22 protein-coding genes are annotated in these 21,628 nt (G+C 65.7%); 13 read left to right on the top strand and 9 right to left on the bottom strand.

The features are described from left to right. Window position 1: 1 nt before the first annotated feature. The 3 genes from QZ471_RS05630 to QZ471_RS05640 form a co-directional block, all read right to left on the bottom strand. On the bottom strand, window positions 2–1,366 hold the full coding sequence (locus QZ471_RS05630; protein ID WP_295461626.1) for an acetyl-CoA carboxylase biotin carboxylase subunit: 1,365 nt from the start codon (window positions 1,364–1,366) through the stop codon (window positions 2–4). A gap of 10 nt (window positions 1,367–1,376) precedes the next feature. After that, window positions 1,377–1,625, bottom strand: a complete 249-nt coding sequence (locus QZ471_RS05635; protein ID WP_295461629.1) for an acetyl-CoA carboxylase — start codon at window positions 1,623–1,625, stop codon at window positions 1,377–1,379. Between the two features lie 69 nt (window positions 1,626–1,694). Next, window positions 1,695–2,453, bottom strand: a complete 759-nt coding sequence (locus tag QZ471_RS05640) for a 5-oxoprolinase subunit PxpA (protein ID WP_295461631.1) — start codon at window positions 2,451–2,453, stop codon at window positions 1,695–1,697. 129 nt (window positions 2,454–2,582) lie between these two features. Between QZ471_RS05640 and QZ471_RS05645 the strand changes: the two genes are divergently transcribed. Together QZ471_RS05645 and QZ471_RS05650 are read left to right on the top strand one after the other, a co-directional pair. Then, window positions 2,583–3,500, top strand: a complete 918-nt coding sequence (locus QZ471_RS05645; protein WP_295461632.1) for a LysR family transcriptional regulator — start codon at window positions 2,583–2,585, stop codon at window positions 3,498–3,500. 125 nt (window positions 3,501–3,625) lie between these two features. After that, the gene (locus QZ471_RS05650; RefSeq protein WP_295462176.1) at window positions 3,626–4,006 is read left to right on the top strand and encodes a VOC family protein; all 381 of its coding nucleotides are present in this window, start codon (window positions 3,626–3,628) and stop codon (window positions 4,004–4,006) included. Between the two features lie 2 nt (window positions 4,007–4,008). Here QZ471_RS05650 and QZ471_RS05655 read toward each other — a convergent pair whose 3' ends face one another. Further along, window positions 4,009–4,857 (bottom strand): CAP domain-containing protein, encoded by an 849-nt coding sequence (locus QZ471_RS05655; protein ID WP_295461634.1) that lies wholly within the window; start codon window positions 4,855–4,857, stop codon window positions 4,009–4,011. A gap of 151 nt (window positions 4,858–5,008) precedes the next feature. Between QZ471_RS05655 and QZ471_RS05660 the strand changes: the two genes are divergently transcribed. From QZ471_RS05660 to QZ471_RS05675, 4 genes are all read left to right on the top strand, one after another. Then, complete coding sequence (locus tag QZ471_RS05660; protein WP_007160531.1) at window positions 5,009–5,290, top strand: peptidylprolyl isomerase; 282 nt, start codon at window positions 5,009–5,011, stop codon at window positions 5,288–5,290. A gap of 99 nt (window positions 5,291–5,389) precedes the next feature. After that, a complete protein-coding gene (locus QZ471_RS05665; protein WP_295461638.1) occupies window positions 5,390–5,818 on the top strand; it encodes a GFA family protein in 429 nt (142 codons plus the stop codon). A gap of 646 nt (window positions 5,819–6,464) precedes the next feature. Further along, window positions 6,465–8,060 (top strand): isocitrate lyase, encoded by a 1,596-nt coding sequence (locus QZ471_RS05670; RefSeq protein ID WP_295461639.1) that lies wholly within the window; start codon window positions 6,465–6,467, stop codon window positions 8,058–8,060. A 26-nt stretch (window positions 8,061–8,086) separates the two neighbouring features. Next, entirely contained in the window at window positions 8,087–8,416 is a 330-nt protein-coding gene (locus tag QZ471_RS05675) for a hypothetical protein (RefSeq protein WP_058764486.1), read from the top strand. A 114-nt stretch (window positions 8,417–8,530) separates the two neighbouring features. Here the strand turns inward: QZ471_RS05675 and prpD are convergent, their stop codons facing one another. The 4 genes from prpD to QZ471_RS05695 all read right to left on the bottom strand — a co-directional run bounded on the left by prpD (window position 8,531) and on the right by QZ471_RS05695 (window position 12,882). Next, the gene (prpD, locus tag QZ471_RS05680; protein WP_295461641.1) at window positions 8,531–10,015 is read right to left on the bottom strand and encodes a 2-methylcitrate dehydratase; all 1,485 of its coding nucleotides are present in this window, start codon (window positions 10,013–10,015) and stop codon (window positions 8,531–8,533) included. Between the two features lie 93 nt (window positions 10,016–10,108). Continuing rightward, entirely contained in the window at window positions 10,109–11,236 is a 1,128-nt protein-coding gene (gene prpC / locus QZ471_RS05685; RefSeq protein ID WP_295461643.1) for a 2-methylcitrate synthase, read from the bottom strand. Between the two features lie 55 nt (window positions 11,237–11,291). Beyond that, window positions 11,292–12,176 carry a methylisocitrate lyase gene (prpB, locus tag QZ471_RS05690; RefSeq protein ID WP_295461644.1) on the bottom strand — a complete coding sequence of 295 codons (885 nt, stop codon included), beginning with the start codon at window positions 12,174–12,176 and terminating at the stop codon, window positions 11,292–11,294. Window positions 12,177–12,180: 4 nt separating this feature from the next. Continuing rightward, window positions 12,181–12,882 carry a GntR family transcriptional regulator gene (locus QZ471_RS05695; protein WP_295461646.1) on the bottom strand — a complete coding sequence of 234 codons (702 nt, stop codon included), beginning with the start codon at window positions 12,880–12,882 and terminating at the stop codon, window positions 12,181–12,183. Window positions 12,883–13,036: 154 nt separating this feature from the next. On the opposite strand from QZ471_RS05695, the gene pabB reads away from it, so the two are divergent. The 3 genes from pabB to QZ471_RS05710 are packed head-to-tail and all read left to right on the top strand — an operon-like array spanning window position 13,037 to window position 16,388. After that, window positions 13,037–14,380 carry an aminodeoxychorismate synthase component I gene (gene pabB, locus QZ471_RS05700; protein ID WP_295461648.1) on the top strand — a complete coding sequence of 448 codons (1,344 nt, stop codon included), beginning with the start codon at window positions 13,037–13,039 and terminating at the stop codon, window positions 14,378–14,380. Between the two features lie 48 nt (window positions 14,381–14,428). After that, window positions 14,429–15,049: a phosphoadenosine phosphosulfate reductase family protein gene (locus QZ471_RS05705; RefSeq protein WP_295461650.1), complete on the top strand. Its 621-nt coding sequence runs from the start codon at window positions 14,429–14,431 to the stop codon at window positions 15,047–15,049. A gap of 58 nt (window positions 15,050–15,107) precedes the next feature. Beyond that, on the top strand, window positions 15,108–16,388 hold the full coding sequence (locus QZ471_RS05710) for an MFS transporter (protein WP_295461652.1): 1,281 nt from the start codon (window positions 15,108–15,110) through the stop codon (window positions 16,386–16,388). On the opposite strand, the gene QZ471_RS05715 is transcribed toward QZ471_RS05710, so the two are convergent. Next, the gene (locus QZ471_RS05715; RefSeq protein WP_295461654.1) at window positions 16,361–17,671 is read right to left on the bottom strand and encodes an MFS transporter; all 1,311 of its coding nucleotides are present in this window, start codon (window positions 17,669–17,671) and stop codon (window positions 16,361–16,363) included. The two genes, QZ471_RS05710 and QZ471_RS05715, sit on opposite strands and share 28 nt — an antisense overlap. 264 nt (window positions 17,672–17,935) lie before the next feature. On the opposite strand from QZ471_RS05715, the gene QZ471_RS05720 reads away from it, so the two are divergent. From QZ471_RS05720 to QZ471_RS05735, 4 genes are all read left to right on the top strand, one after another. Beyond that, complete coding sequence (locus QZ471_RS05720) at window positions 17,936–18,688, top strand: FadR/GntR family transcriptional regulator (RefSeq protein ID WP_295461656.1); 753 nt, start codon at window positions 17,936–17,938, stop codon at window positions 18,686–18,688. A gap of 28 nt (window positions 18,689–18,716) precedes the next feature. Further along, on the top strand, window positions 18,717–19,403 hold the full coding sequence (locus QZ471_RS05725; RefSeq protein WP_295461658.1) for a FadR/GntR family transcriptional regulator: 687 nt from the start codon (window positions 18,717–18,719) through the stop codon (window positions 19,401–19,403). 81 nt (window positions 19,404–19,484) lie between these two features. Then, on the top strand, window positions 19,485–20,354 hold the full coding sequence (locus QZ471_RS05730) for an SMP-30/gluconolactonase/LRE family protein (protein WP_295461660.1): 870 nt from the start codon (window positions 19,485–19,487) through the stop codon (window positions 20,352–20,354). Window positions 20,355–20,575: 221 nt separating this feature from the next. Next, a complete protein-coding gene (locus tag QZ471_RS05735; protein ID WP_295461662.1) occupies window positions 20,576–21,580 on the top strand; it encodes a substrate-binding domain-containing protein in 1,005 nt (334 codons plus the stop codon). The last annotated feature ends 48 nt before the right edge of the window (window positions 21,581–21,628 follow it).

Here is a 21,628-nt window from a genome sequence, read left to right on the forward strand (position 1 = left end):
CTCACACCTCCGCGGTGGCCGAACGCTCGGCCAGCCAGGTTTCCAAGGTACCGGTATCGAACTGCGCCGCCTGAATGCGTGCATCGGCCAGCAGCCAGCGGTGCAGCGACAGGGTGGTCGCCATGCCCGTCAGCTCGGTGTCCGCCAACGCCTGCCGGGCTCGGGCGAAGGCTTCCGCGCGATCCCGGCCGTAGACGATGATCTTCGCCAGCAGCGAGTCGTAGTATGGCGGCACGCGATAGCCGGGATACAGGTGGCTGTCCACGCGCACGCCCTCGCCCTGCGGCCAACCCAGACTTTCCACAACGCCCGGACAGGGAAAGAAGTTGCGCGCCGGATCCTCGGCATTGATGCGCATCTCCAGTGCCGCGCCCTGTAAACGGATGGCATCCTGGCGCAGCGTCAGGGGCTCGCCACCGGCGATGCGCAGCATGGCCTGCACCAAATCGATGCCGGTGATCATCTCGCTGACGGGGTGCTCGACCTGAATGCGCGTATTCATCTCGATGAAGAAGAATTCGCCGCTGTGCTCATCGAACAGGTATTCCAGGGTGCCGGCACCGCGATACCCCAGGCCCTGCGCCAGGCGTACCGCACTCGCGCAGAGGGCTTCGCGCTGGCCTTCATTCAGCACGGCCGAGGGTGCTTCCTCGAAGACCTTCTGCCGGCGACGCTGCAGCGAACACTCGCGTTCGAACAGGTGCACGACACGCTCGCCATCACCGAGAATCTGTACTTCGATGTGTCGCGCCCGGTGGATGAAGCGCTCCAGATACACCGCACCGGAGCCGAACGCCGCCTGCGCCTCGCGCTGAGCAACCGGAAATTCGCGGAGCAGTTCATCGGCATCCTGGGCGATGCGGATGCCACGCCCGCCACCACCGGCGGAAGCCTTGATCAACAACGGATAGCCGACCTCCTGCGCACAGCGCAATGCCGACTCGAGGTCCTCCAGCTCACCCGGCGAGCCCGGCACCACCGGCACACCGGCCTCCATTGCGGTACGCCGCGCCTCGGCCTTGTCGCCCATGCGGCGGATGGTCTGCGCATCCGGGCCGACGAAGATCAGTCCGGCATCGACCACCGTCTGAGCGAAGGCGGCGTTCTCGGAGAGGAAGCCATAGCCGGGGTGGATCGAGTCCGCCCCGGTATCCCGCGCCGCCTGTAGCAAGGCCTCGGCATTGAGGTAGCTGCGGTCGGCCCGGGCCGGACCGATGATCCTTACTTCGTCGGCCTGGCGCGCCGCCAGTGAATCGGCATCCGCTTCGCTGCAGGCCGCTACGGTAGGAATCCCCAGGGCTCGCGCCGCGCGGACGATACGCACGGCGATCTCGCCACGATTGGCGATCAGCAGTTTCTTCAGCATGTTCCGGCCCTCACGCGTCGACGCTGATGGTCGCTAGGGCCTGTCCCGGCTCGACCGGATCGCCGTCTTCCACCAAGAAGGCCTGCAGGGTACCGGCACGCTCGGCGAGCACTTCGGAGAACTGCTTCATCACCTCGATCAGCCCGATCACACTGCCAGGCTCGACCCCCTGGCCCACCTCCACATAGACCGGGGCATCCGGCGTCGGCTTGCGGTAGAAGGTGCCCGGCAAGGGCGACTGCACATTATGTTCGGCCATGGCTGTTCCTCATTATTCGAATGTGTGGAGGGCAGATTCAACAAGGGGTCCCGTCGTGCGGGGGGGCGCTCAGCGCGGCGCCTTGATGGTGATGCCAGCGTCCTGCAGGGCCGCTCGGGTAGCCTGGACCAGCGCCAGCGCGCCGGGGGTGTCGCTGTGGATACAGATCGAATCGAAGGCGATTTCGACATCGGCACCCTCGACCGTGTGCACGCATCCCTCCTGGCAGGCCCGCAGCACCTTGGCGGCAACCTCCTGCGGATCGAGCGCCTTGACTCGGCGGATGAAGACGATGGAGCCGCTGTTGTCGTAATCGCGATCGGCGTAGAACTCGCGCACCGTCGGCTGACCCAACGCCTGGGCGACGCGCCAGATGGCCGAGCCAGGCATGCAGAACAGCAGGAGCTGCGGATCGACCCGCTGCAGTGTCTCGACGAATTCGTGGGCGGCCCGCTCGTCTCGCGCCAGGTGCATGTACAAGGCGCCGTGAGGCTTGATGTGCTGCAGCGCCGCGCCATGCAGGCGAGCGAATTCACGCAGGGCGCCGAGCTGGTAGAGCATGTCGTTGATCAGCTCGGTGATGGGCGCGTCGATGTAGCGGCGGCCGAAGCCGACCAGGTCACGGAAGCCGGGGTGGGCACCGATGCCTACGCCGAGTTCGAGGGCCCGCTCGACGGTACGACGCATGATGTTCGGATCACCGGCGTGGAAACCGGTGGCGATGTTGGCACTGCTGATCAGCGGCATGATCGCCTCATCCACGCCATCGCCGGCGGTCCAGGGGCCGAAACCTTCACCCATGTCGGAATTGAGATCGACTGTTTTCATCACCGCGTGGCCTCTTTCTTCGAAGGTGCAAGGTCAGTGCAGTGACGTTAAGTCGCAGGGGTAGTATTGGGTAGATTTATTATCCGATAGAGTAGTTTCTGAAAAATCGATACCTACCCGAGCAGTCCCATGGCCTTCACCCTGCGTCAGGTGCGTTACTTCGTCGCCACCGCCGAGCTCGGACAGATTTCCCAAGCGGCGGCGAATCTGCACATCTCGCAATCGGCGATCACCAGCGCGATCCAGGATCTGGAGCAACTGCTCGGCGCCGCCTTGTTCACACGCACGGCTCAGGGCATGACGCTGACCGATAACGGCCGGCACTTCCTCAACCACGCCTATTCGATCCTGCGCAGCGTCGACGACGCGCTGAACAGTCCATTGCCAGACACCCAGTTCAACGGCAGCTTGAACGTGGCCGCCAGTTACACCGTGATGGGCTATTTCCTGCCGCACCACCTGCAACGCCTGGCGCAGTGGTATCCGGACCTGCACATGCACCTACACGAACGGGAACGGGTGGATATCGAGAAGGGGCTGCTCGACGGCCGCTACGACATGGCCGTAGTGCTTACCGGCAACCTGACCGAGCCGCAGATCGCCGCGGAAACCCTTTTCAGCTCGACGCGCCGGCTCTGGCTGCCAGCGCGTCATCCGCTGGTTGAGCAACCCGCGGTGGGCCTGGCCGATGTCGCCGCTCAGCCGTACATCATGCTCACGGTCGACGAAGCCGGTGAGTCCTCGATGCGTTACTGGCGGGCCAGCAGACAGGAGCCCCAGGTGATCCTGCGCACCAGCTCAGTGGAAGCCGTCCGCAGCATGGTCGCCAATGGCTCTGGCGTCGCCATCCTGTCCGACCTGGTCTACCGGCCCTGGTCGCTGGAAGGTAAACGCATCGAGACGCTGAGCCTGCTCGACCCGGTCCCCTCGATGAGCGTGGGCCTGGCCTGGCACCGGGAGCGTGAGCTGACGCCCGCGATGCAGGCCTTCCGCGAATATTTCCGCCAGTCCTTCCTGACCCCGCAACTGACCAGCACGAGACGCTAGGGAAGGTCGAAGACGTCCAGCCGGGCCAAGGCCGACAGCCAAGCCGGCTCCAGGCAAGCGATGGCCGAACACGCGCGGGACTGGCACAGTGCAAGGCCAGTCCTGTCACGGAGATCGTCATCATGCTGATCGACCACCTGGATCACCTGGTCCTGACCACCGTGGACCTCGCCGCCTGCGAGGATTTCTACACCCGGGTGCTGGGCATGCGCCTGGAGGTGTTCGGCCAAGGACGCAAGGCGCTGAGGTATGGCAACCAGAAGATCAACCTGCACGAGCGCGGCCGGGAATTCGAACCCAAGGCGCACCTGCCGGTGCCGGGCGCGCTGGATCTCTGCTTCATCGCCTCCCAGCCGCTCGACGCGGTCATCGCCCATTTGCAGCGCGAAGGCTGGCCGATCGTGGAAGGCCCGGTGGACCGTACCGGTGCCACGGGGCCGATCCGTTCGGTCTATGTGCGCGATCCGGATCTCAATCTGATCGAGATAGCCGAGTACCAGGCCTGAACCTAGCGCGGCCGACCGAACACCTGGGTCCAGTAGAGACTATGGGTGCTGCGCGGATTGAGCGCGTAGGCCGCGCCCATCTCGGTGAATTCCGGGTTCATCAGGTTGGCACAGTGACCGGGGCTGGCCAGCCAGCCCTGCATGGCCTGGGCTACCGAGCCGGCGCCCGCGGCGATGTTTTCGCCGATGCGGGTCCAGCCGTAGCCTTGCTTGGCTACGCGCTCGGCCACGGTGGCGCCACCCGGCGCGGTATGGGAAAAGTAGTCGCGGCTGGCCATGTCCTGGCTGTGCGCCAGGGCAGCATTGGCCAGCGCCGGATTCCAACGCAGCGGTGCAGTCGCGGCAAAGCGGCGGGTACCGCAGGTGCGCCCCTGGGCCCGGACGCGATTGACCTCGGCCAGCACGGCCTTACCGGCGGCCTGCCAGTCGCCCAGGCCGGCACTCACCACCGGCCGCGCCAACACCAGTTGCCAACGCGGTCCCTGCTGGCTCACGCCGATCTGGGCATAGTCGGCGCTGGTCAGCGGCCGGCAATACTGCTGGCGCAAACCGGCCATGGCCGCCTGGGCGGTGGGCGCACCGGCCAGCATGATCACCTGCACCGCCGCGGCCTGATAACCCGCGGCGCGCAGGTCGCTCTGCAGGCGGTCGCGACCGGTCAGGCGGACGGCTGCCAGGCGGTTGTCCGCGGCCAAGGGTGCAGCGGCGCGAGCGCCAGCACAGCCCTGGGGCGCGGCGCGATAGGCATTGATGAGACCGACCAGCCGCGCCTCCTCCGGTGTGGCCGCCAGGACGGTATTGGCCAGCAGGCCAGTGGTGAGCGATAGGGAAATAACGAGCAAACGAGACATGCACGAGCCGATCAAGGAACAGGGAAGCGCTGTGTACCCGGCCTGATCCCGAGGCGCAAGCCCGACGTCTCGCCAACCGAGGAACGGATGGCAGTTTGCTTGCAGAGGTGATTGGGTTAGGCTCGCCGGTCAATTCAATAGGAGTCATCCCATGGCCAAAGCCTCTGCCCGCCACATCCTGGTTTCCAGCGAAGCCAAGTGCAACGAACTCAAAGCCGCCATCGAAGGGGGCGCCGACTTCGCCCAGGTGGCCAAGGACAACTCCAGCTGCCCCTCCAGCCGCCAGGGCGGTGACCTGGGTACCTTCCGCCCGGGCCAGATGGTCAAGGAATTCGACACCGTGGTATTCAGCGCCCCGCTGCATCAGGTGCAGGGTCCGGTGAAGACCCAGTTCGGTTACCACCTGGTGGAAGTCACCAGCCGCGAGGATTGATCCCGCGGACGCTCCCGCGCCGTGCGGGAGCGTCGTTTCTCCCTCCGCCCGCGTTCCCGGCTATCCTGCAGACTCCCCTGCCCTCGTGAGGATAGCGCCTTGTCCCTTCTCCTCGAACGTCACGGCCAGTGCCTGTGCGGCGCCGTCCAGCTCGATTGTCGTCTCGACAACACCGACGTATCCGCCTGCCATTGCCAGACCTGTCGCCGCTGGGGCGGCGGTCCGCTGCTCGCGGTGGAATGCGCCCAGCCTCCCGTGATCGGCGGCGGCGATGCCCTTGGCATCCATGCCTCGTCAGACTGGGCGGAGCGCGGCTTCTGCATCCATTGCGGTACCCATCTCTTCTACCGCCTCAAGGCCGAGCCGCATTACGCCATTCCAGTGGGCCTGCTCGAAGGCGAGGACTGGACCCTGGCCAGCGAGGTCTTCATCGAAGAGAAGCCGGCCTGGTACTGCTTCGCCAACCAGACTCGCCAGCTGACCGGCGCGGAGCTGTTCGCCGAGCATGGCCAGCCCGACGACGTCTAGTCCTCGTTGGTGTATCGCACATCACTCTCTAAGTGAACACCTTCACCGGCAGCATCCGCCGCCATGACCGTTCGTCGGCATCGACCGGCCAGTCGCCTGCCTCGCGCACCTGGCGATAGCGACCGGCGCACAGCACCGGCGGTGAAGGAAATACCCCTCCTCTGACCGTAGGGTCACGGCCAACGCCGTGGCTTGCGGCCCTCTTTTGGCCTGTGTCGCGACCCACGAGTCAGCAATAGACGCCCGAAACCCACTCTTGGAGCGGCCTACGACTTTTGTAGTGACTATACGAAAGCACTACAAAACTCGATTGACGACGCCTCGATCTCCTGCAAATCTCTAGGTGCACCGGACGCGAACCCCCTATCCATGCGGGTCGCGCCTGGGCTCCGGGTGACCCTCGGGCCGTCTTGCGTAGTGATGCTCAAGAGGCACTACAAGAGAAGACGACTGGAATGCCACGCTGCTCGAGGCAGCGTCGCCAGAGGTGACGTCCGGATCCATGCAGGTACGCACGGCGACATGACTCGACAGCTGGGTAGACCTCTCGTCTTCGCGACTGGCAGCCAGGTGGCAACCGCCACCCCGCGGCCAGGCGTTGGGAAAAGACTGGTACCCAAGCCAACCTCATCGAAAGGATCGACTCATGTCCGCTTACGAGAACGACGTTCAGGCCATCGCCGCCCTCAAGACCACTGCCGGCAATCACTGGAGCGCCATCAATCCGGAATACGCCGCGCGGATGCGCTTGCAGAATCGCTTCAAGACCGGCCTCGACATCGCCCGCCACTGCGCGGCCATCATGCGCCGGGACATGGCCGCCTACGACGCCGACAGCAGCGCCTACACCCAGTCCCTGGGCTGCTGGCACGGCTTCATCGGCCAGCAGAAGCTGATCGCCATCAAGAAGCACCTGGGCAGCACTCAAGGCCGCTACCTCTATCTGTCCGGCTGGATGATCGCCGCGCTGCGCTCGGAATTCGGCCCGCTGCCGGACCAATCCATGCACGAGAAGACCAGCGTGCCGGCGCTGATCGAAGAGCTCTACACCTTCCTGCGCCAGGCCGATGCCCGCGAGCTGGGCATGCTGTTCCGCGAGCTGGACGCCGCCCGCGCCGCCGACGAGAACGCCAAGGCCGCCGCCATCCAGGCCAAGATCGATAATTACGAGACCCATGTGGTGCCGATCATCGCCGACATCGACGCCGGTTTCGGCAACGCCGAGGCCACCTACCTCTTGGCCAAGAAGATGATCGAAGCCGGGGCCTGCTGCATCCAGCTGGAAAACCAGGTCTCCGACGAGAAGCAGTGCGGCCACCAGGACGGCAAGGTCACCGTGCCCCACGAGGACTTCCTGGCCAAGATCAACGCCGTGCGCTACGCCTTCCTCGAACTGGGCGTGGACGAGGGCGTCATCGTCGCCCGTACCGACTCCCTGGGCGCCGGCCTGACCAAGCAGATCGCCGTGAGCAAGCAGCCGGGCGACCTGGGTGACCAGTACAACAGCTTCCTCGACTGCGACGAGGTGGACGCCAGCCAACTGGGCAACGGTGATGTGCTGATCAGCCGCGGCGGCAAGCTGCTTAGGCCCAAGCGCCTGGCCAGCGGCCTGTTCCAGTTCCGTGCCGGCAGCGGCGTGGATCGCGTAGTGCTGGACTGCATCACCTCGCTGCAGAACGGCGCCGACCTACTGTGGATCGAGACCGAGAAGCCCCACGTCGGCCAGATCAAGGCCATGGTCGACCGCATCCGCGAAGTCGTGCCCAACGCCAAGCTGGTCTACAACAACAGCCCCTCCTTCAATTGGACCCTGAGCTTCCGCCAGCAGGTGTTCGACGCCCTGCAGGCCGAGGGCAAGGATGTCTCCGGCTACGACCGCGCCAAGCTGATGAGCGTGGACTACGACGACACCGAACTGGGTCGCCTGGCCGATGCGCGCATCCAGAGCTTCCAGCGCGATGCGGCCCGGGAGGCGGGCATCTTCCACCACCTGATCACCCTGCCCACCTACCACACCGCGGCGCTGTCCACCGACAACCTGGCTAAGGGCTACTTCGCCGAGGAAGGCATGCTGGCCTACGTCAAGGGCGTGCAGCGCCAGGAGATCCGCCAGGGCATCGCCTGCGTCAAGCACCAGAACATGGCCGGCTCGGACATGGGCGATGACCACAAGGAATACTTTGCCGGGGAAGCCGCGCTCAAGGCGGCCGGTAAGGACAACACCATGAACCAGTTCCATTGATCACGGCCACTGTGGAGGACACGCTCATGAACCTGAACGACAACCCCAGCCTGGACGATCTCAAGCAGCTGTTCGCCCGGCTCAAGGACAAGAACCACAACCACATCCTCTGGGTCTGCGAGAGCGGCGCGGTACACGTCGACCGCCTGCCCGGCGGCGAGACGCCCGAGCAATTCGAGGAGCGCCATCCCAGCCTGCGCATCCGCTTCAAGACCTACAACAAGGGTGGCGGCTACGTTGGCAAGTCGGCGGCCGCGGACGACAACTTCATCAGGAGCGTCCACGCCGCCCTGCAGGAGCACTGGCGCCTGGCCGGCCGGCAGCAGCAGCCGGCCTATGTGGATCGCTACTACTAGCAATGAAAAAGGGCGCGGCAGGTAGTTGAACACCCGCCGCGCCCTGCCCCACCTTCGAGGCGACTCGCCTGATCCCGGATGGCCCTCCAGGATCGAGCGAGTCGCCTCTTCTATTTACAGCACGAAGAGATCGACGAAGCGGTGCACCGGGGTGGCCTCCAACCCTGCCTGGTCCTTGCAGAGGTCGAAGATCTGGGCACAGCGACCGGCCGGGAAGCGCGTGGCCAGGTTGTTCTGGAACTTGCGCTCCAGCAGCGGAATGCCCTCTTCGCGGCGCCGGCGATGGCCGATGGGATATTCCACGGCGATCTTCTCGGTGCTGCTGCCGTCGGTGAAGAACACCTGCAGGGCGTTGGCGATGGATCTCTTATCGGCTTCCAGGTATTCGCGGCTGTAGCGCTCGTCCTCGACGATCTCCATCTTCTCGCGCAGTTGATCGATACGCGGATGGGCCTGGTGGAAGGCGTCCTCGTAGTGTTCGGCGATCAGGTCGCCGAACAGCAGCGGCACGGCGATCATGTATTGCAGGCAGTGGTCGCGGTCGGCGGCATTGGCCATGGGCCCCTGCTTAGAGATGATGCGGATGGCCGATTCGTGGGTGGTCACCACGATCTTCTCGATCTGATCGACGCGGTCGCGCACCTGGGGGTGCAGGAGCACCGCGGCTTCGGCGGCGGTCTGGGCATGGAATTCCGCCGGGAAGCTGATCTTGAACAGCACGTTTTCCATCACGTAGCTGCCGAAGCCCTGGGGAAAGCGGAACTGGCGCTGGTCGGCCGGCTTGGTGGCCAGGTCCTTGTTGGTGTGGCTGAACAGCACGTCGTAGAAGCCCCACTGGGGCGCGCTGAGCACGCCGGGAATACCCATCTCGCCGCGCAGGGCGATGTCGGCCAGGCGTACGCCGCGGCTGGAGGCGTCACCGGCGGCCCAGGACTTGCGGCTGCCGGCGTTGGGCGCATGGCGATAGGTGCGCAGCGCCTGGCCATCGACGAAGGCGTGGGACAGGGCCGCGAGCAGCTGTTCGCGATTGGCGCCCATCAGCTTGGCGCTGACCGCGGTGGAGGCCAGCTTGACCAGGAAGACGTGGTCCAGGCCGACGCGGTTGAAGGAGTTCTCCAGGGCGAACACCCCCTGGATCTCGTGGGCCATGACCATGGCCTCCAGCACCTCGCGCATGGTCAGGGGCGCCTCGCCCTGGGCCACGCGGCGCTGGGAGAGGTGGTCGGCCACCGCCAGGATGGCGCCGAGGTTGTCGGAAGGATGGCCCCACTCGGCGGCCAGCCAGGTGTCGTTGTAGTCCAGCCAGCGAATGATGCAGCCGATGTCCCAGGCCGCCTTGACCGGATCCAGGCGATAGCTGGTACCCGGCACCCGCGCGCCCTGGGGGACCACGGTACCCTCCACCTGGGGCCCGAGCAGCTTGGTGCACTCGGGGAATCTCAGGGACAGCAGGCCGCAGCCGAGGGTGTCCATCAGGCAGTTGCGGGCGGTGTCCAGGGCCTCGCGGGAGGTCACCTGGTAGGTCAGCACGTAATCGGCCAGGTCCTGGATGACCTGGTCGTAATCGGGCCGGTTGTTGAGATCGACGTTGGCGCTCATGGGTTTTGGTTCCTTATCGCGGCCACGGGCCGCTCCTACAAGTTTGGTCATGGATCGCTCCTGTAGGAGCGGCCCATGGCCGCGATCAAACATTCATCGATTGGCGATGGGCGTGAACGGTCGCTGCTCGACCCCGATGTAATCCGCGCTGGGCCGAATGATGCGGTTGTCGGCGCGCTGCTCGAAGACGTGGGCACACCAGCCGGCCGTGCGCGAGCAGACGAAGATCGGGGTGAACAGCGGCGTCGGAATACCGAGGAAGTGGTAGGCCGAGGCATGGTAGAAGTCGGCGTTGGGAAACAACCCCTTCTCTTCCTTCATGGTGCGGTCGATGGCTTCCGAGACCGGGAACAGCACGCTGTCGCCCACCTCCGCCGCCAGCTGCCGGGCGTAGTCCTTGATCACCTCGTTGCGCGGATCGCTGTCGCGGTAGATGGCGTGGCCGAAGCCCATCACCTTTTCCTTGCGTTCGAGCATCTGCTTGAGGCCGGTGACCGCCTCCTCCGGTGAGGCGAAGCGTTCGATCAGCGCCATGGCCGCCTCGTTGGCGCCGCCGTGCAGTGGCCCGCGCAGGGAGCCGATGGCGCCGGTGACGCAGGAATAGAGATCCGACAGCGTCGAGGCGCAAACCCGGGCGGTAAAGGTGGAGGCGTTGAACTCGTGCTCGGCATAGAGGATCAGCGAGACGTTCAGCACCCGGGCGTGCAACTCGCTGGGCGCCTTGCCGTGCAGCAGGGTGAGGAAGTGGCTGGCGATGTCCGGGGCGTCGCTGCTGCACTCGATGCGGGTGCCGCTCTGGCTGAAGTGGTGCCAGTAGAGCAGGATCGCCGGGAAGGCGCCGAGCAGGCGGTCGGCCACCAGCTGCTGGTCGGCGAAGCTGCGCTCCGGCTCCAGGGTGCCCAACAGCGAAGCGCCGGTGCGCATCACATCCATGGGGTGGGCGCTGGCGGGAATGCGCTCCAGGCCTTCCTTGAGTGGCTGTGGCAGGTCGCGCAGCGCGGCCAGGCGCTGGCGGTAGGCGTCCAGTTGCGCCTGGGTGGGCAGCTCGCCATAGAGCAACAGGTGGGCGACTTCCTCGAAGTCGGCCTCGGCGGCCAGTTCACGGATGTCGTAGCCCCGGTAGGTGAGGCCGGCGCCGGTCTTGCCGACGGTGCAAAGCGCGGTGCGGCCGGCGACCTGACCACGCAGGCCGGCGCCGCCGAGGGTTTTGCTGTCTGCCATCGTCTCGCTCCTCTTGGAGTTGTTATGCGAAAAAGCGGGCGTTCAGGGTGGGGCGTCAGTGTTTCTGCTGGAACAGGCGATCCAGCTGGTCTTCATAACGGTGATAGTCGATGCGGTCGTAGAGCTCGGCGCGGGTCTGCATGGTGTCGACCACCGCCTGCTGGGTACCGTCGCGGCGGATCGCCGTGTAGACGTTCTCGGCAGCGCGGTTGGCGGCGCGGAAGGCCGACAGCGGATAGAGCACCAGACTGACCTCGGCCCCAGCCAGCTCCTCGGTGGTGAACAGCGGCGTGGCGCCGAATTCGGTGATGTTGGCCAGGATCGGCACCCCCACCGCCTGGGCGAACTGGCGGTACATGGGCAGCTCGGTCATGGCCTCGGGAAAGATCATGTCGGCGCCGGCCTCGACGCAGGCGCAGGCGCGGTCGATGGCGGCCTGCAGGCCCTCCACCGCCAGGGCGTCGGTGCGGGCCATGATGACGAAGTCGGGATCGGTACGGGCGTCCACCGCGGCCTTGATGCGATCCACCATCTCCTGCTGGCTGACGATCTCCTTGCCCGGCCGGTGGCCGCAGCGCTTGGCGCCCACCTGATCCTCGATATGCATAGCCGCCGCGCCGGCCTTGATCAGCGAGCGGACGGTGCGGGCCACGTTGAAGGCCGAGGCGCCGAAGCCGGTGTCGACATCCACCAGCAGCGGCAGGTCGCAGACATCGGTGATCCGACGCACGTCGATCAGCACGTCTTCCAGGCCGCTGATGCCCAGGTCCGGCAGGCCCAGGGAACCGGCCGCGACCCCGCCGCCAGACAGGTAGATGGCCTGGAAGCCAGCGCGCTTGGCCAGCAGCGCATGGTTGGCGTTGAGGGTGCCGACCACCTGCAACGGACGTTCGGCGGCGACGGCGGCACGGAATTTCTGACCGGGACTGACGGCAGGCATGGCGTTACCTCGACTGAGCTTGGACTAGGGGGTGGTGCTGCAGATTGCGCTTGGACGCGGCGATGTGGCGACGCATCAGCAGCTCGGCCAACTCGCCATCGCCCTCGGCCAGGGCATCGAGGATGCGATGGTGCTCGGCGAAGGCCTGGCGCGGCCGATTGGGAGTGGCGGAGACCTTGAGTCGGTACATGCGCACCAGGTGGTAGAGCTCGCCGCACAGCAGCCGCACCAGCATGCCGTTGCCGCTGGCCTGGATGATGCGGTAGTGGAAGTCGTGATCGCCTTCCTGCAGGTAATAGCCGGTACCGGCCTGGAACGCCGGGTCGCGCTCGTGGGTATCCAGCAGCTGGCGCAATTCATCGATGCCCTGGGGCGTTAGGCGTTCGGCCGCCAGGCGGCAGGCCATGCCTTCGAGGGATTCGCGGATTTCGTAGAGTTCGACCAGCTCGGCGAGGCTCAGGGCGGCGACCCGGGCGCCGGCATGGGGCACCCGCACCACCAGCCGTTGACCTTCCAGGCGGTGGATGGCCTCGCGCAGCGGACCGCGACTGATGCCGTAGGTACGGGCCAGCTCGGGTTCGGAGATCTTGCTACCCGGCGCCACATCACCGCGGACGATGGCCTCGCGGATGCGCCGGAAGACCTGCTCGGAGAGGGTCCCGCTTTCGGTCTCGGGCGCTTCCGCCAAGAGAGGGCTATCGATCATTGTCGACACCTTTTGTGTTTATAGGCCGAATAACTACGCCTGAACGCCTTATCAGTCAATCTTTGTCGACAATCCAGCTGTGACAGTCTGTATCTCCCCCGCCCTCCCAGCGGTTCGCTAAACTAGCGCGCCGTCCTCCCCAGCCGACCTCGCCATGCCCCTCTGCTACCTGCATCCGCTGCCCTACCACGCCGAGCCCACGGCGCGTTTCGCCCTGCTGCACGGCGAGCCGGGGGCGGTGCTGCTGGACTCTGGACGGCCGGTAGCGGAGCGCGGTCGCTATGACCTCATGGCAGCCTGGCCGCTGGAAGAGCTGCAACCGGCAGCCGGCGAGGAGGGCCGCGCCTTCTTCGCCCGGGCGCGTGCCGCCCTGGCCAGCCTGGGTCGGGCGGAATTACCAGAGGGTACGGAGCTGCCCTTCGCTGGTGGCCTGCTGGGCTATCTCGGCTACGACTTCGGGCGGCGCCTGGAAAGACTGCCCGAGGGTGCCCGCGCCGATCTACAATTGCCCGACGCCTGCCTGGGGCTCTATGCCTGGGCGCTGATCACCGATCACCAGGCAGGGACCAGTCAGCTGGTCTGCCATCCGGCGCTGGACGCAGCGGAACGTCAGCGACTGATTGCCCTGTTCGACGCTGAGGAAACGCCGGCGACCGCTGCTTTCAGCCTCACTGCGCCCTTCGCCGCCGACATAGACCGCGACACCTATCGCCAGCGCATCGAAGCCATCCAGGCCTATATCGCCGCCGGCGACTGCTACCAGGTCAACTTCGCCCAGCGCTTTCGCGCGCCCTTCCAGGGTTCGCCCTGGACCGCCTATCTCGCCTTGCGCGCGGCCTGCCCGACGCCCTTCTCCGGCTATCTGGCGCTGGACCGCGGCGCCCTGCTCAGCCATTCGCCCGAACGCTTCCTGCGGGTCAGCCGTGGCCAGGTGGAAACCCGGCCGATCAAGGGCACCCGGCCGCGGCGCAGCGATCCCGCCGCCGATGCCGCCGAAGCAGAGGCGCTGCTGGCCAGCCCCAAGGATCGCGCCGAGAATCTGATGATCGTCGATCTGCTGCGCAACGACCTGGGGCGCAGTTGCCGCATCGGCTCGGTGCGGGTGCCCGAGCTGTTCGCCCTGGAGAGCTATCCCAACGTCCACCATCTGGTCAGCGCCGTCACCGGCGAATTGGCCAAGGGCCTGGACGCCCTGGACCTGCTGGCCGGCAGCTTTCCCGGTGGCTCCATCACCGGGGCGCCGAAGATCCGCGCCATGCAGATCATCGACGAGCTGGAAGAGACCCGCCGCGGTCCCTACTGCGGCTCGCTGCTCTACCTGGACGTGCGCGGCGAGAGCGACAGCTCCATCCTCATCCGCAGCCTGCTGGCCGAAGACGGCATGCTTAGTTGCTGGGGCGGCGGTGGCATCGTCATGGATTCCCACTGGGAAGACGAATACGCCGAGTCCCTGGCCAAGGTACGGGTGCTGCTGGAGACGCTGGAAGCCCACAGCTGATCGGGCTTTGTTACCATGGCGTCATCTTCTCCCTGCCTGGAGCCCGCCATGTCCCTCGATCTCGCCCGCGTCAACGCCGACCTCGGCCGCGACCCCGAAAAACTCGTTGCCTGGGCCCTGGGCCTGGGCAAAAGCGCCATCGTCACCACCAACTTCCGGCCCTTCGAGGCGGTGATCCTGCACCTGGTCAGCCAGGTCAAGCCGGACATCCCGGTGGTCTGGATGGACAGCGGCTACAACACCCCAGCCACCTACCGCTGCGCCGATGAGATCGTGCGCAAGCTGAATCTCAACCTGGTGACCTACCTGCCCAAGCGCTCGCGCGCCCACCGCGAGGCCATCGACGGCCCGGTCCCGGGGCTGGACGATCCGCGCCACGCCGCCTTCACCGAAGAGGTCAAGCTGGAACCCTTCGCCCGCGCCCTGCGCGAGACGGCGCCCGAGGTCTGGTTCACCGCCCTGCGTGCCACCGACACCGCCGTGCGCGCCCAGATGGACCCGGTCAGCGTCAATCCGGACGGTCTGATCAAGGTCGCGCCGCTACTGCACTGGACCTCCAAGGACCTCTACCAGTACCTCACCGCCCACGACCTGCCCAACGAATTCGACTACTTCGACCCCACCAAGGGTGAAGAGAATCGCGAGTGCGGCCTGCACCTCGCCCACTGAGTCGACGTCTTTCGCGCGCCCGTTACCGGGCGCGCCCTGCTCTGCTGAACTGCCGCCCATGAACGCTTCCCGCCCTACCCACTCCCGCAAGGGCGTCTTCGCCGTGGTGCTCGGCAACGCCGTGGAGTTCTTTGACTTCGGCGTCTACGCCACCTTCGCCGTGCTCATCGGCCAGGTGTTCTTTCCCTCGGAAAACGCCTTTGCCAGCCTGATGGCCAGCGTCATCACCTTCGGCGTCGGCTTCGTCGTGCGGCCGCTGGGCGCCATCCTCATCGGCGCCTGGGCCGATCGCGTCGGGCGCAAGCCGGCGATGCTGCTGACCATGGTGCTGATGGCCCTGGGCACCGGCGGCATCGCCGTGCTGCCAGGGTACGAGCAGATCGGCATCGCCGCGCCCATCCTGCTGGTAGTGACCCGCCTACTGCAGGGCCTGGCCTGGGGCGGCGAAGCGGGACCGGCCACCACCTACATCCTCGAAGCGGCGCCGCTGCACAAAAGAGGGACCTACGCCTGCTGGCAGGTAGTGGCCCAGGGCCTGGCGGCGGTGGCGGCCGGCCTGATCGGCTACGGTCTGACCCTCTGGCTGACGCCCGAACAACTGCAGGCCTGGGGCTGGCGCCTGCCCTTCCTGCTCGGCCTGGTGATTCTGCCCATCGGCCTCTATATCCGCCGCGGCCTGGTGGATACCCACGCGGGCGAGACGCGTGGGACAGTTGCGGTGCTGCGCGAAGTGATGACCACCCAGCGCCGGCCACTGTTGCTGGGTCTGCTGATCCTCTCTGGCAGCACCATCACCCAGTACTTCCTCAACTACATGACCACCTTCGCCCTGGTCGAACTCAAGCTGCCCGCCGACATCGCCATGCTCGCCACCCTGGTGATGGGCGCGGCCATGGCGGTCTGCTCGATCCTGGGGGGCATCCTCAGCGATCGCTATGGTCGGCGCATCATCCTGATCCTGCCGCGTCTGCTGTTGCTGGTGCTGCTCTATCCGGCGCTGGAGCTGATCATCCATGCACCCGGGCCGGGTACCTTCCTGCTGACCCTGGCGGTGCTCTCCGGCCTGCACGGCATGAGCGGCGCCGCGCTGATCGTGCTGCTGGTGGAGAGCTTTCCACAACGAGTGCGGGCGACGGGCTTCTCGCTGGTCTATGCGGTGGGGGTAGCGGCCTTCGGCGGCACCGCCCAGATCGTGGTGACCTGGCTGCTCGGCGCCACCGGGGATCGCATGGCGCCGGCCGCCTACCTGCTGGTGGCCAACCTGGTCTGCCTCGGCGCCGCCTGGTTCGCCGCCGAGACCTGCCCGGGCCGTCAGCCGGCGGAGCGCTCCGCGGCATAACCTTCTTCGCGACGACTCCTGCGTTCGAGCCCGGTATAGACCAGCCCGGTCAGCAGCAGGCCGAACACCAGCACCCCGGCCAGCAGATAGAGCCCCGAGGCCAGGGTACCGGTAGCCGCCTTGAGCGCGCCGATGCCATAGGGGCCTAGATAGCCGCCGAGGTTGCCCACCGAATTGATCAGGGCGATGCCGGCTGCAGCGCTGGCCCCGGCGAAGAAGCGTCCGGGCAGGGTCCAGAACAGCGCGGTGAGGGAAAACAGGCAGAAGGCCACGACCGACAGCGCCGCCAGTTGCAGCACCGCGCTGCCGAACCAGGCGCTACCGGCCATGGCCAGGGCGCCCACCGCGTATAGCGCCGCCAGGTGCCCGTAGCGATCACCCAGGCGATCCGAACTGCGCGGCACGATCAGCAGGCCGAGGATGCCAAAGGCATAGGGAATGGCGGAGACGAAGCCGGTGGTCAGATCGCTGCCCCCGAACTGGTGGATCAATGTCGGCAGCCACAGCCCCAGGCCATAGATGCTCAGGGTTACCGGCAGGTAGTAGAGCGCCAAGAGCAGCACCCGGCGGTCCTTGAGGGCGTGTAGCGGATTGCCATGGCGGGTCTGGTCGAAGAGGTGCAGGTCCTTTTCCAACTCCGCCGCCAACCAGCGCTTCTCCTCCGCATTCAACCAAGAGACCTGTTGCGGGCCATCCGGCAGGCGGGTCAGGGTCGGCCAGGCGAGCAGAACTGCCGGTGCGCCGATACAGAGGAACAGCCACTGCCAGCCGTGCAGCCCGAGGGCGCCATCCAGTTGCAGTAGCACGCCCGACAACGGTCCCGTCACCAGCATGGCGATGGGTTGGGAGAGGATGAACAGCCCCATGATCTTGCCGCGATGCCGTACCGGGAACCACTGGGTGAGGTAGTAGAGCACCCCGGGGAAGAAGCCGGCCTCGGCCACCCCCAGCAGGAAGCGCATGACATAGAAGCTGGTGGGCCCCTGGACGAAGGCCATGCCCATGGTGATGGCACCCCAGGTCACCAGGATGCGGGCGAACCAGCGGCGGGCGCCGAAGCGCTCCAGCAGCAGGTTGCTGGGCACCTCGCAGAGGAAATAGCCGATAAAGAACAGGCCGGCACCGAGGCCATAGGCGGCGTCGCCGATGCCGACGTCGGCGCCCATGTGCAGCTTGGCGAAGCCCACGGCAGAGCGGTCGATGTAGGCGACGAGATAGAGCAGAACGAGAAAGGGGATCAGCTTCGAGGTGATCCGACGGATGAGGACGGACTCAGGGCGCATGGCATTCTCCGACTTGTTGTTGTTGTGCGGCGGGAGCGATACCGGAAAAGCCTAACGTAATATCAATGATGCCGGAAGCACACTTCATATGCCGCTTATCGCGACATTTCCTCACTTTAGTACTATGAATAAAAAATTACGTACTAGGATATCGCACATCTTTACATCCGCTAATCCCCATTCCAGAGCCGTCCGGCCCTCCACGACAACGGTTATCGCGCTGATGGTGTTATAGTGATGGCACGATGATTCGGATGCCTTTCGATGAATTACCAGACCCCGTTGCCGCGTAAAAGCCGACACGCCCGCATCGTCAATGAGCTGGGAACCCAGATCGTCTCAGGCCACTTCCAGCCCGAGCAGCGTCTGCCCCCAGAGGCTCAACTGTGCGCCGATTACGACGTCAGCCGCCCCGTCCTGCGGGAGGCCACCCGAGTGCTGGTCGCCAAGGGCTTGGTGAGATCCAAGCCCAAGGTCGGCACCGTCGTGAAGCCTCGCCACGAGTGGCACCTGCTCGACCCGGACGTCCTGCATTGGCTGCTGCAGAGCGATTCGCGGCACAGTTTCTATGAAACCCTGATCAAGGTGCGCAACATCGTCGAGCCGGAGGTCGCGGCCATGGCCGCCGCCAATGCCCGCCCGGAAGACCTCGCGACCATCGAAGCGGCCTATGCCCGGATGGAGCTCGCGGAAGACCTGATGGGCATGGCCCAGCCGGACATGGACTTCCACATGGCCATCGCCAATGCGACGCATAACGAGCTGCTGATCCACCTCTACTGCGTCCTGCTGCTGCCGGTGCGCGACTATCTCGAAAACTCCGCACCTATGTTCGACAACGACGCCCTGAGTCTGCTGGTTCCGAGGCACAAGGCGATCCTCACGGCCATCCAGCACCGCGATCCGCTCTGCGCGCGCCATGCGGCCATCGCCCAGTTGGCCGGCGTGGATAATCTGGTGACCGAAACCCTTCGGTCGGAGACCTTGTCCAGGGAGGAGGTTTCGTATGATCATTGAGGAAAGTCTCCTCTAGCGGTACGACCTCATGTCCAGCAGCTACCACGCCTCTACCGTTGAACAGCTCGGCCAGCGTCTCGCGGCCGGGCAATTTCCTCCGGGTAGCGCGCTGAAGGTAGAGGCGGAGCTCTGCCAGGAACTCGGCGTAAGCCGTACCATCCTGCGCGAGGCGATCAAGACCCTGGCGGCCAAGGGCATGCTGGAGGTCGGCCCCAAGGTCGGTACTCGCGTCCTGCCGCTGAGTCGCTGGAATCTGTTCGACACCCAGGTGGTGGGCTGGCTGGCCACCGGCGGCCTGCCCGCCCATTTCGTCAAGGACCTGCTGGACCTGCGCCACGCCATCGAACCGGCGGCGGTGCGCTGGGCCTGCGAGAGGGCCACGCCCGATCAGGTCAAGGCAATCCAGGTCGCTTACCAGCAGCTGGAAGCCTCGCTGGACGGCGGCGACTACAATGCTGCCGATCAACACTTCCACGAATGCGTTCTGGCCGCCAGCCACAATCAGTTCATCGAGCAGATGGTGCCCGCGCTGGGCGCCCTGCTGGCCGCTTCCTTTACCCTGTCATCCGCCGATCCGGCCGAATTGCGGCGCACCCTCCCGCTGCACAAGGACCTGGCCAACGGCATCGCCTCCCGCGATTCCGCCCGTGCCGTCTGGGCCTGCATGATGCTGATCGACAGCGCCGCCGTGACCCTGGCGCGCTACACCGACTGACGCCCCGCCTGCGCAACCTCCTCGCTCGTCCAGGTTCCTATACCTGGATTTCCCGTCACGCCATAACAAGAGAGGTGAACGATGGACTGGCAGCCGCTACTTCCCCAGCGCTTCAAACTGGCGGAAGGCCCCTTCTGGGATCAGCAGACCCAGGCGCTCTACTGGGTGGACATCGCCGGCTTCAAGGCCTGCCGCCTGCGCGGCGAGCAGTATCAGGAATGGCAGCTGGATCGCCCCTGCTCCGCCTTCATTCCCACGGTGCGCGGCGACGCCCTGGTGACCCTGCCGGATGGGGTCTTCCGCCTCGATCTCGACTCCCCCGAAGAGCGTCCCGCGCTGGAGCTCTTCTGCGTCGCCGATCCCGATCCAGGCAATCGCGGTAACGAGGCCCGTTGCGATGCCGAGGGCCGCCTCTGGCTGGGCACCATGCAGAACAACCTGGATGCCCAGGGCGGCGACGTGGCCATCGACCGGCATTCGGGCGGGCTGTTCCGCATCGATCCGGACGGCAGTGTCAGCCGCCACGCCAGCGATCTGGGCATCGCCAACACCCTGGTGTGGAGCGCGACGGACCACCACGTCATCAGCGCCGACACCCTGAAGGACACCCTCTATCGCTATCCGCTGGATGCCGCGGGCAACCTGGGCACCCCCACCGTCTGGGCCGGTCCCCACGAGCGCGGCTCGCCGGATGGCTCGGCCATCGATAGCGAAGGCTGCGTGTGGAATGCACGTTGGGATGGCAACTGCCTGCTGCGCTTCTCGCCGGAGGGCGAGCTGCTGGAGATCGTCGAACTGCCCATCCAGCGCCCCACCAGTTGCGTCTTCGGTGGACCGGACTTGCGCACCCTGTTCGTCACCAGCGCGGCGGCCGACGGCACCCTCGACGGCGCCATCCTGAGTGCGCCTGCCCCTGTCGCCGGCATGCCCTGCCACAGATTCGCCGGCTGATTCATCCTACCGAACCGGGCGCCCCTCTGCGGCGCCTTTTCGCTCCCAGCCCTATGTAACAGCTTGGTGACAGAGGTGAAGAAAAATCTCGTCACCTTTTTCTTGCACCCGCACCCATCCAATCATAATATCAATGAAGAGCGGTGTCGTCTGACCTCCATCACGACGGCCCGCCGCCTCGCATTGCCTGGCCACACCAATAAAAACAAGGAGTTCCAGCTATGTTCCGCGTCCCGGGAGTTCGTTCCCTGCTGCGTGCCGCCCTCGCTGCCGGTGCCGTCAGCCTGTCGCTATCCGCCTTTGCCGCCGATCCGGTCAAGATCGGTTTCCTGGTCAAGCAACCCGAGGAGCCCTGGTTCCAGACCGAGTGGGCCTTCGCCGAGAAAGCTGCCAAGGACAAGGGGTTCACCCTGCTCAAGATCGCCGTACCCGACGGCGAGAAGACCCTCGCCGCCATCGATAGCCTGGCCGCCAACGGCGCCAAGGGCTTCGTGATCTGCCCGCCCGACGTGGCGCTCGGCCCAGCCATCGTGGCCAAGGCCAAGCTCAACGACCTGAAGGTGATGGCGGTGGACGACCGCTTCGTCGACGCCAAGGGCAAGTTCATGGAAGACGTGCCCTACCTGGGCATGGCCGCCTTCGAGGTCGGCCAGCAGCAGGGCGCCGCCATGGCCGCCGAAGCCGAGAAGCGTGGCTGGAAGTGGGATGACACCTACGCGGTGATCAACACCTACAACGAACTGGACACCGGCAAGAAGCGCACCGATGGCTCGGTGGATTCACTGAAGAAGGCCGGCCTGCCCGCCGACCACATCATCTTCGCGCCGCAGAAGACCCTCGACGTACCCGGGAGCATGGACGCCACCAACTCGGCGCTGGTCAAGCTGCCCTCGGGCGCCAAGCACCTGATCATCGGCGGCATGAACGACAACACCGTGCTGGGCGGCGTGCGCGCCACCGAAAGCGCCGGCTTCAAGGCCGACCAGGTGATCGGCATCGGCATCAACGGCACCGATGCCATCGGTGAACTGAAGAAACCCAACAGCGGCTTCTTCGGCTCCATGCTACCCAGCCCCCACGAAGAGGGCTACCAGACCGCCAGCATGATGTACGAATGGGTCACCACCGGTAAGGAACCGCCCAAGTACACCGCGATGGACAAGGTCACCCTCATCACCCGCGCCAATTTCCAGCAGGAGCTGGAAAAGATCGGCCTCTGGAAGTGATGACCCCGGCGGCGCCCATGCTGGCGCCGCCACCCTCTTCTTTCTGAC

This window comes from uncultured Pseudomonas sp. (assembly GCF_913774235.1).
Taxonomy (GTDB): Bacteria; Pseudomonadota; Gammaproteobacteria; order Pseudomonadales; family Pseudomonadaceae; genus Chryseomonas.